Annotated in this window: 10 protein-coding genes; 1 reads left to right on the top strand and 9 read right to left on the bottom strand. The window is 63.5% G+C overall.

Annotated elements, in window-relative coordinates; all coding sequences use genetic code 11:
* Window positions 1-603: phospholipase D-like domain-containing protein (locus AC1D2K_RS27255; protein WP_478092555.1), on the top strand; the 603-nt coding region annotated here is incomplete at its 5' end.
* Window positions 604-802: 199 nt separating this feature from the next.
* Here AC1D2K_RS27255 and AC1D2K_RS27250 read toward each other — a convergent pair.
* The 9 genes from AC1D2K_RS27250 to AC1D2K_RS27210 all read right to left on the bottom strand — a co-directional run.
* A complete protein-coding gene (locus AC1D2K_RS27250; protein ID WP_478092554.1) occupies window positions 803-1,813 on the bottom strand; it encodes a formylglycine-generating enzyme family protein in 1,011 nt (336 codons plus the stop codon).
* A gap of 89 nt (window positions 1,814-1,902) precedes the next feature.
* Window positions 1,903-2,286: a hypothetical protein gene (locus tag AC1D2K_RS27245; RefSeq protein ID WP_478092552.1), complete on the bottom strand. Its 384-nt coding sequence runs from the start codon at window positions 2,284-2,286 to the stop codon at window positions 1,903-1,905.
* 96 nt (window positions 2,287-2,382) lie between these two features.
* Window positions 2,383-2,688, bottom strand: a complete 306-nt coding sequence (locus tag AC1D2K_RS27240) for a hypothetical protein (RefSeq protein WP_478092550.1) — start codon at window positions 2,686-2,688, stop codon at window positions 2,383-2,385.
* Between the two features lie 127 nt (window positions 2,689-2,815).
* A complete protein-coding gene (locus tag AC1D2K_RS27235) occupies window positions 2,816-3,139 on the bottom strand; it encodes a cell envelope biogenesis protein TolA (RefSeq protein WP_478092548.1) in 324 nt (107 codons plus the stop codon).
* A gap of 147 nt (window positions 3,140-3,286) precedes the next feature.
* Window positions 3,287-4,066, bottom strand: a complete 780-nt coding sequence (locus AC1D2K_RS27230; RefSeq protein WP_478092546.1) for a DUF3313 domain-containing protein — start codon at window positions 4,064-4,066, stop codon at window positions 3,287-3,289.
* A 38-nt stretch (window positions 4,067-4,104) separates the two neighbouring features.
* Window positions 4,105-4,629 carry a hypothetical protein gene (locus tag AC1D2K_RS27225; RefSeq protein ID WP_478092544.1) on the bottom strand — a complete coding sequence of 175 codons (525 nt, stop codon included), beginning with the start codon at window positions 4,627-4,629 and terminating at the stop codon, window positions 4,105-4,107.
* Window positions 4,629-5,483: a DUF2092 domain-containing protein gene (locus AC1D2K_RS27220; RefSeq protein ID WP_478092542.1), complete on the bottom strand. Its 855-nt coding sequence runs from the start codon at window positions 5,481-5,483 to the stop codon at window positions 4,629-4,631. The genes AC1D2K_RS27225 and AC1D2K_RS27220 overlap by 1 nt, the downstream gene beginning before the upstream one ends.
* A 184-nt stretch (window positions 5,484-5,667) precedes the next feature.
* A complete protein-coding gene (locus AC1D2K_RS27215) occupies window positions 5,668-5,838 on the bottom strand; it encodes a hypothetical protein (RefSeq protein WP_478092539.1) in 171 nt (56 codons plus the stop codon).
* Window positions 5,839-5,997: 159 nt separating this feature from the next.
* Window positions 5,998-6,486 (bottom strand): sensor histidine kinase (locus AC1D2K_RS27210; protein WP_478092538.1); only part of this gene is annotated, 489 nt, incomplete at its 5' end.

Here is a 6,486-nt window from a genome sequence, read left to right as displayed (position 1 = left end):
CACGAGGACTTCACGCCGCAYCCCGAGTCGCGGCTGATCTGGTGCCCCGACAACGGCCGCSAGCGCGTGGCCGCCTTCATCGACGGCGCGCAGCAYTCGCTGTGGGTGCAGAACGAGCGCTACCAGGACACCGTGATCATCGAGCGCCTGGTGCGGGCAGCGAYCCGCGGCGTCAAGGTCCACATCCTGACCAAGCCGCCGCAYTCGCTCAAGGCCGAGAAGCTGATCGAAGGGGTGGGCGGGCTGCGCATCCTGCAGGACGTCGGYGCCAAGGTGCACACCATGAAGCACCTGAAACTGCACGCCAAGATGATGCTGGCCGATGGTGARCGCGCGATYGTCGGCTCGATCAACCTSGCGCCGGGCAGCTTCGACGGCCGGCGCGAACTGGCGATCGAGAGCGACCATTCCGGKACGGTGCAGCGCCTCGAGGACACTGCGCGTCGCGACTGGGCGTCCTCGCACAAGATCGACCTCAGCGACGCCGGCCTTCTCCATGACCTGCAGAAGCGCCAGCTCGATCCGAGCAAGCTGGTGCTCAACGACGGCGGCGGCGGGCCCGTGGCGGACAAGCCGAAGAAGCACAAGGGAAAGAAGGACTGAATGGCGGCGACGTCTGCAACCGGTGCCCTGCCTCACGCCACACGAGATGCCATCGATCGTCTGATCCGGCGATGCATCCATTCGGGGTCATCGGAACGTGGCTTGATGTCCAGCAGTTTGCTGACATCGCGACGGCGCATCAGCTTGTCGAKCAGATATGCAAACTTCGATGTCCTCGGTCCGCTCTTTGCCGTCGATGTTAGGTGTCAGAGTCGATTCGATGGCGAACTCGAGGGCCCTCATTCGAGGAGATGCGCACGATGCATCGAAACCCGAGATGGGAGGTCGATGTGTCGATCGGTTGCGCCATGCGCGCGGCCGGCCGGTAGCGACGGCAGTAGCTCGGCGCGCACAGGTGCGAGCCGCCCTTCATGACCTTGCGCGGTATCGGCAACTGCGGCATCCCAGGATCGAAGCTCTGCGCCATCGATGCACCGCGTGGATTCAACGGGATGCAGCAGGACTTGAGCTGCTCTTCCGGGTGACGGGGCGCGTACCAGCTTTCCGTCCATTCCCAGACGTTGCCGATCATGTCGTAGAGACCGTAGCCGTTGGCGGGGAAGCTGCCCACGGGAGAGGTGCCGGCGAAGCCGTCCTCGGCCAGGTTCTCCCATGGAAACTCGCCCTGCCAGATATTGGCCTGATGACGCCCGCCGGGCGTGAGCTCGTCGCCCCAGGCGTACTCGGCGCCTTCCCGCCCGCCGCGCGCAGCGAACTCCCATTCGGCCTCGGTAGGGATTTGTTTATTGGCCCACTTCGCATACGCTTCGACATCGCTCCAGGCGAGATGCACGACGGGATGGTCGTCCTTTCCCGCGATGCTGCTGACCGGCCCTTGCGGATGGCGCCAGTTGGCATCGGCGACGAACTGCCACCACTGGAAATGATCGCGCAGGCTCACGCGATGAGGCGGCGCGACAAAGACCGATGAGGCCGCCTTCAACATCTCCGGCAGCGCACCGSGATAGTCCGCTGGATTGGGCGGTAGCTCGCAGAACGTGATATGGCCGGTGGCTTCCACAAAGACTCTGAACTGCGCATTGGTGATCGGGGTGGCGTCCATCCAGAAACCGTCGACCGTCACGCGATGGCTCGGCGCTTCCTCGGGGTAGTGACGATCCGAGCCCATGCGGAAAGTGCCGCCGGGAACCCATCGCATGCCGGGACAGGGGGCGACCGTTCCGTTGTTCGATGCGTCGTCTTCAGTCATCACGGAGGTCCTCAAAAAGGGTATTCAAGCTGCGTAAGGGGAGGATCTTGTGCATGGCGCGTGATCGGTTCGAGGCAAGCAGAGTGAAGTCATGTCGCCGACTTGGTCGCATGGCCTGTGTTGTAGCCGATTGTTTGAGATAACGATTCTTCACGAAGCATTACCCCATCCCCCTGTTCCAGGCCGACCCGGGTGCTGCGACATTTCTTCAAAGTAGCGTACGCCGCAGAGAATTCAGCATCGGACAGATACGCGATCATCTTGACCCATACTGGCTCGCTCCCTTTACGGCTGCTTGCAATGATGCGCGACGTCCATTTCTGGCCATTCCAGCTACGGCAAATCACGAATGGCCTGTCGACAGATGGAACGTCAAAAAATACCTGGGCTGCCTGTTCGGCTTGCCGATAGCGAATGCCCTGATTGCTGTTCGAACCCACGAGGTAGGAAGTCGGGTAGTCGCTGATACTCATCGATCTCGTTGACAAAACATGACTTCACGAGAGGGTCAGCAACTGCTGCCTTGAAGCGTTGACGACCTCGCATTTCTTGCACCTTCGGAGCCAGGTTCACTGCGCGCGCTTGTACGTTCCCGGCGGCAGGCACTTGCTGGCACCGGTGACCCTGAGTTCGGTGAACTGGAAKTCGGACTTGATGGTGTAGTCCTTACCGGCGTGCGAATGGCTCGCATGGGTGCGGGGGCGGAACTTCTTGTCGGGACACAGGCTGGACACAAACTCATTGCCCAGGCGGCCGCCGACGCGCCATTCGATCTTGGTATTGCCGCTCGCGTAGATTCCTTCGAAGTCGTCGTTCGCCAGCGTGCCGGTCGACACGGCGGCGAGGACGATGGACCCAAGGATCTGCTTTTTCATCTGGAACGCTCGCTGAGAAAGGGCATTCGCCAGGGGATCCCGACGAAGGCATCATCGCCTGGGCGTCGTCGCCTTGAGGCCGGGTCGGGCGTCAGCAAGGCTTCCAGCAAGTGGGTGTGCCCACAGATTACTTGGCGCCGACCATGTCAGGCGTGCCGCCGTTCGGGGTCGGCCGCTTGTTCGGATTCTTTGTCTCGCGTGCGTTGACGCGAGCCTGTCCGGCCGCCGCTGCCTTGCCTGTGCCGATGGCATCGTTCTGGGCAGACGTCGCCTCGTCATCACCCGGTTTCTTGACCTTGCCTTGCGGCCGAGCATCGACCTTGGACTGGGCGCGATCTTGCGGCTTGCTGTTGGTGATCACTTGTTCCTGCGACGAGGCACCGGCAGGATTCTGGGCATAGGCGCCAGCCGTGAACAGGCCGGCGATCAGGAGTGCGAGGATTTTGCTCATTGCGATGCCTTCAATGTTGGTGGATCAAGCGTCATTGTGTGAGTGGTCGCACGTCAATTCCATCCCGGCGGCTACCTAGCAGTACGTACGTGGAGAGAAGATGGGCCGCTCGTTGCTTCGGGAGTGAGTGTCGGGAGGTCTGCAGGCTCAGGAAGCCGTAGCGCGCAGTTCGCTGAACCTTCGTGCGAAGAGGGCCGACCACTTGTTGAACGCGTCTCGCGCGTAGGTCCAGCTTTGGAAGGAGCTGGCATAGCCATTGAGCCAGGCCTCCGTCGCGGTCGAGGCGCCGCTGTTGAGGTCGGCTGCGTACTTGAGGCCAATCTCCGTGTCCGCGCATTCGCCCACGACGGCGCCTGTGGCGCCATCCCTGAACTGCGCTTCCAGCCCGGTCTGTCCCATGTAGGGTGTCGAGCCCACGGGCCGACCGGTCGCTGCACCGGAGCCCATTTCCGCCACGAAACCGTAGGGCACCGCGGTACCCGCCAGGCTCTCGACGGTGTTGGTCGGCACCAGCGCCGTCAGGGCGAGCCGGATGCGCAGGACGCCAGAGCCGCTCGTCGTGACGATCTGCGCCTCGGGGGTCAGATCTCRCACCAGCGCCGCATGGAAATAGTCGATCAGCACCTTCAGATCGGTGGGATCGATCGGCCGCTGCTCGGCCGTAGGCTTGATGTAGACCTGGATCCGTTCGATCATGACCTTGTCATAGCGCTTCCAGTCGACCCCGGCCTGGCGCCAGCAGAGCAGGCCGCCGGTGGCGGCGACGGATTTCAGTTTTCCGGAATCGCTCAGAAAGCCCACATTGGCGACCTTGTCCTTCGCGTTCTCGGAGGCCACGACGTTGGTGCCGGCGCCGGGCCCCGCGCAGCCCGCGAGCCCAAGGACGCTGCAGACCAGGGCGGGAAGAAGGACCTGATGCAATTTCATGCTGACTTTCCGTTGAAAAAAGGAACCAAGCGCACAGCTCAGGGTGCGCCCACTACGCTGTAGTACACGCCATTCGCCCCGTAAAAAGGCCGGAACCAGCTGTCGCCATAGCGGTAGTAGTCCACGCCGTAGCGGTTCACCATCACCGCGCCCTCGGGCGGGCGGGCGTAGTTCACACCGATGGGATACACCGCGTGATTGGCGATCGCCATGCCGGCCGCCGCCCCCACGATCGTGCCTGCTGCCACCGCGCCCGCGCAGTCGTAGCAACCCGCGTGGTAATACGGGACCGCCACCGGCGCGTGATAGGGCGCATAGCCTGCGTACCCATACCCGGGAGGGCGATAGGTGCTGAAGCCGCCGGGGGTCGTATGCACTGCACCCATGCCGTAGGCGCCGGTGGTCGTGCCGCCCCAGCGATTGGTGTGGCTGGCCCAGCCAAAGCCGCCTTGCGAATGGCCACCKAACCGGTTGGCGCTGACCCAGGCCGCGGCCTGTGGATGGAATCCTGCGGCGAGCAGCAACGCGGCCGTCGCTGAAAGAAGGGTCTTGGCGATCGTCATCACTGAACTCCCTGCGCTGGTTTGACGACTCGCTTGGCAGGTGGCTTCGCTGCCGCCACGGGTTTGGGCGCTGCAAACTCGATCTTCTTCGCATTGACGGCACTCAGTGCGGCAAAGGCTTCGGCCGCAATCACGGGATCGAGTTTCCAGTTCGACAGTTCGACCTGGTGGCGCAGTTGCAGCGGATCGCCTCGGAACACGGCGCGCAGCTTGCGCGGCAGTTTGTCATCGGCCCCAAGCCAGATCTGCATGAAGACCTGATCGTTGGCGATCGCCACCATTTCCGTGGTGGTGCCGCCCACGACCTTCGACGGTCCAATGTAGAAGGCCCGGGCCAGCCCCTGGCTCAGGGTCTGGTACGGATCCGCTGCGAGGATGTCGGCAAAGGGGAAGTAGATGGCTGCGCGCTCGAAGGCCTGCTTCAGCATCGCGTCGATCGTCGGAGGGGCTGGCGAGACCGCCACCAGGTTCTCCGCGGGTGCGAAGGCCGTCATCGTCGTCCCGTCGTAATGGAACTCCGAAGCCGGGCCATCGCCGAGCGTCACGACTCGCAGCTTGTCCGGCCGCTGCAGCAACACCTCTGAACTGGTCGCGTACACGAGCGAAGGACCGACGCTGCTCGGGCTCTCGTAGCTCGCCACCGCCGTGAAGCCCAGCGACTTGGCGCCGGTGAGCGCGGCGCTCATGCCGCGCAGCAACTCGAGGGCCCTCTGTTCGAGCCGGGGCGCCTGCGCCACGGCCGCCTTGCTCGCGGGCGAGGCAGCCGGCTTCGAAGCTGGCTGCGCCTGCGCGGCCAGCCCCGTCGCCATCGCTGTCGCGAACAGCAGGCCGCGCATGGAGAATCGACGGACCAAGGGTCGTGCTCGGGTCATTTGACGCCTCTTTCGGGTTGTTCAAGCGCTCCTGCGCGACGCCGGAAGGTCGCACAGGATCCCGAAGCGTAGTCGGCACCCAGGCCGCCGAACATCGTGGCGAGCACGCGATCCGATACCGTGGCCCCACGCAGCGAAATAGGTGCGGCCACGTACGACTTCGGTTTCACTTGACCTCCGGGCACGCTCGGCATACTGCCGCATGCAACTGGCGCATGCTGACCGGTCGCTCGAGGAAATCGGTCGCATCCAGTCGGGCGATGTCGATCGCGCTACGGAACGCAGTGTGCGGACCCAGCACGATCACCGGAACGCCCACGGCCTCCGAGGACTCCATGGTGGGCGGCAGGACGAGCCGGGTCGATCCGAGCGGCCACTACTCCAGCGCCGAACTGTGAACCTCGGTGGTGAGGCCGATCGAGTTCACCAGTTCGCGCACCGAGTCGCGATTGGCTTCGTCGTCATCGATGATGAATACGGTGGGTTCGGTCGTGGTCTATTGGAGAATTGGAAGCGTGAAGCTCAACGAGGCTCCGCCGCCGGGATTGTGCGATGCCCAGAGTTTGCCGCCGTGGGCCTCGATCAGCTTGCGGCAGATGGCCAGGCCCACGCCGAGACCGCTCGACTTGGTCGAATAGAAGGATTCGAATACTCGCTCCAGGTGGCCTTCGGCGATGCCGACGCCACGGTCGGCGATATCGATCCGCACCTCGTCGCGCTCGCCGGCGCGGATCGCAATGGCGATCTCTCTTTCACCACCAGGTCGCGCGCCTTCGATCGCCTCCATGGCATTGCGCAGCAGATTCATGACGACCTGCTGAAGGTGCACTTCATCGACCCAAACCACCGGGAGGGGAGACGCGGAGGAAAACCGGATGCGGATGTCGCGGAGTTCGCAGTCCAACTTCAACATTTGGACGCTCTTTCTCACCGCGTGCTCCAAATCGATCGACTTCGAATCCGGTTCATGCCGCTGAGCCATGTT

This window comes from Variovorax sp. P1_H12_2 (assembly GCF_056405335.1).
The sequence above is the reverse complement of the archived record's forward strand: the minus strand, read 5'-3'. Positions and strand labels throughout refer to the sequence as shown.

Excerpts from the sequence above, each read along its gene's own strand:
- AC1D2K_RS27245 (WP_478092552.1), bottom strand. The coding sequence starts at position 2,286 with ATGAGTATCAGCGACTACCCGACTTCCTACCTCGTGGGTTCGAACAGC.
- AC1D2K_RS27235 (WP_478092548.1), bottom strand. The coding sequence starts at position 3,139 with ATGAGCAAAATCCTCGCACTCCTGATCGCCGGCCTGTTCACGGCTGGC.
- AC1D2K_RS27215 (WP_478092539.1), bottom strand. The coding sequence starts at position 5,838 with ATGGAGTCCTCGGAGGCCGTGGGCGTTCCGGTGATCGTGCTGGGTCCG.